Origin of the sequence: Methylobacterium aquaticum (genome assembly GCF_001043915.1) — a bacterium.
GTDB classification, from domain to species: domain Bacteria; phylum Pseudomonadota; class Alphaproteobacteria; order Rhizobiales; family Beijerinckiaceae; genus Methylobacterium; species Methylobacterium aquaticum.
On sequence record NZ_LABX01000378.1, the window covers coordinates 1 to 888 of the forward strand.

At 74.1% G+C, this 888-nt stretch carries 2 protein-coding genes; both read left to right on the top strand.

Features of this window, described 5'->3' with window-relative positions:
* The first annotated feature begins 1 nt into the window (after nucleotide 1).
* Nucleotides 2–436, top strand: a complete 435-nt coding sequence (locus tag VP06_RS39120) for a hypothetical protein (RefSeq protein ID WP_048467932.1) — start codon at nucleotides 2–4, stop codon at nucleotides 434–436.
* A gap of 181 nt (nucleotides 437–617) precedes the next feature.
* On the top strand, nucleotides 618–888 hold a 271-nt coding region (locus VP06_RS32365; protein WP_048467933.1), incomplete at its 3' end, for a hypothetical protein.

The following is an 888-nucleotide window of genomic DNA, read 5'->3' on the forward strand; positions in this document are numbered from 1 at the left end:
CATCGCCCCGGCAGTGCCATGCACGATGATGCGGCATGCCGCCGCCGACCACTTGGGGGTTGCCCTCAAGGCGTCAGAGCCCCACGCGCACCATCGTCATCATCATGCGCGTGCGGGCAACGATGATGCGTCGTCCGGGGTCTCCCTTCAAGCGGAGCACGGAACCGGCACGCTCTCCAGTCCGGGTGCCGCGGCAGACGCCTCCGCCGGCCCTGGTCACCAGCAGTCTCCTGGCGCGCACAGTCATCACAAGCGTGCGGCGGGCTGCATGGCGACCTGCTGTCCCCTGGCCTGCCAGGCAGCCGTGCCGGACGCGCCCTGGTCGGGCGACGCGCTGAGCCTGCGTCCCTCCGAGACCCTCGGCCTGACCCAGCAGGACGGCGTCGCCGAGCCGCGTCCCCTGCGCATCGAGCGGCCACCCAGGTACCGCGCCTGACCGCGGCGGGCGCGCCGCCCGCCCGCTCCCGTACGCCGCCTCCGGCCGAGCTCTGACCAGGCCCCTTCCTGCACAAGGCCGTGCCCCGCATCGTCGGCACAGCCGCGCCTTCGCGCCCCCCCCTGTCCGCCGGTCCGCGCCTGCCGTCGCGGCCGCCAGCCCCCGTTCGGGATCCAAGCCGATGCTCAACCTCCTCAAGCCGGCCGTGGCGCTCACGGCCCTGCCGCTTGCGGCCTGCGTGCCCACCGCCGCGCCGGACTGGCTCGTCCTGCCCGCCAACCCCGCGGTCGCCGTGCGCGCGCCGCACTACTCCGCGGTCACCGCCGGCGTGGCGCGCTACGACGTGGTCGATCCCAAGGATTGGCGCGAACTCAACCGCGCGGTGACGCCGAAGCCAGGCTCGGGCGGCATGGAGGGCATGGACCACTCCCGGATGCCCGGCATGGACAGGA